This is a genomic window from Roseixanthobacter psychrophilus (assembly GCF_043195195.1).
GTDB lineage: Bacteria > Pseudomonadota > Alphaproteobacteria > Rhizobiales > Xanthobacteraceae > NCEH01.
Map to the genome: position 1 here is coordinate 1 of NZ_JBAFWT010000206.1, position 367 is coordinate 367.

Here is a 367-nt window from a genome sequence, read left to right on the forward strand (position 1 = left end):
AGCGCCACCGTGTTCGCCGCCATTTATGCGGTCCTGCGTCTGGTCCAGGTGCTGCCATGACCCGGCGCCGCACCGCACCGATAGGCCAAATGGACCTCCTGCGGGACTGGCAGCCGAGCAATCCGGTTGTCGCTTTTCCGGCCGAGCAGGTTCGCGGCGCCTCCATCGCCGTGAGCATCTCAAAGGCGGTGAGTGCCTCACTGCGCTCCTGCGGTCGGCAACGCACGGATGTTGCGCGCCTCATGTCCGAATATCTCGACGAGGCCGTCACTGAGAACATGCTCAACGCCTACGCGGCCGAGGCACGCGGCGAGCACATCATCAATCTGGTGCGCTTCATCGCCCTGATCCACGTCACCCGCGACCG

The 367-nt window shown here is 65.1% G+C and carries 1 protein-coding gene; it reads left to right on the forward strand.

Annotated features, from left to right (window positions below; genetic code table 11):
- Positions 1-56: 56 nt before the first annotated feature.
- On the forward strand, positions 57-367 hold a 311-nt coding region (locus tag V5F77_RS29215; RefSeq protein WP_429008529.1), incomplete at its 3' end, for a DNA transposition protein.